This window comes from Streptococcus pseudopneumoniae (assembly GCF_001072375.1).
GTDB classification, from domain to species: Bacteria; Bacillota; Bacilli; order Lactobacillales; family Streptococcaceae; genus Streptococcus; species Streptococcus pseudopneumoniae_L.
This window is the reverse complement of the sequence record NZ_JVKV01000120.1, coordinates 1-829: the sequence shown is the minus strand read 5'-3', so window position 1 is coordinate 829 and position 829 is coordinate 1. Positions and strand designations below refer to the sequence as shown.

The window sequence follows — 829 nt, the reverse complement described above, 5'->3', positions numbered from 1 at the left end:
TGCTTCTGTAGCAGCAGTTGTGGCTACAAGATCCGTTGCAGAAGACGATAAGTTGGTAGTTGAATCTCCAACTTTCTCTACTTTAGAAATTTGGTTAGCAAAGGTTACCTTGCCCTCTAAAGTTGTCGATGGCGTTTCTGACGATTCATCTGTTCTATCAGTTGGCGTGCTTGTATCAGTTACAGTTTCCTTCGTAGCTGTTTGAGAGCCTACTGCAGTAGATGAAACAGAAACACTTGTTGAAGCAGACTCAGATGCGCTTGTACTTGCTGATTCAGAGACACTTGTACTAGCAGATGCTGAGGCAGAGGTACTTGCAGACTCAGACGCTGATGTGCTTGCTGACTGACTTGCACTTGTACTAGCAGATGCTGAAACTGAAGCACTTGCTGATTCTGATGCAGATTCACTCTCACTTAATGACTGAGAAGTTGTGTCTGAAGTTGGTGTTGCTTGATCATCTTGATCAACTGTTCCCAAGGTAGCTTGTTCCGCATTAGCGAGAACTTTCTTACCTTCAACCACTTTTTCAACAGCAGTCTGTTCATTAGCATAGACATGAGATTGAGTCGCAATCCCTCCACCTATGACGGTTCCCGCAGCAGCTATCCCCTTGAGGATATCAAGCCCAGTTAGGGATGTTGAAACACGATCTTCAACGACTTCTGTTGTAACTTGAGCTGTGTCAATACCACCACGAAGAACCTTGAACAAACCAAAAAGAGAGGTAGATGCTCGAAGCCAGTGTTTCCCTGACTTGATCAATTTATACCTCGTTACTCGGTCTGTTTCTCTATATCGTCCTTCCTGACGTCTAAAAAACATTTTT

Annotated in this window: 1 protein-coding gene; it reads right to left on the bottom strand. The window is 43.9% G+C overall.

What is annotated here, in order from left to right:
- On the bottom strand, positions 1 to 829 hold an 829-nt coding region (locus tag ADH31_RS10320; protein WP_193389770.1), incomplete at both ends, for an accessory Sec-dependent serine-rich glycoprotein adhesin.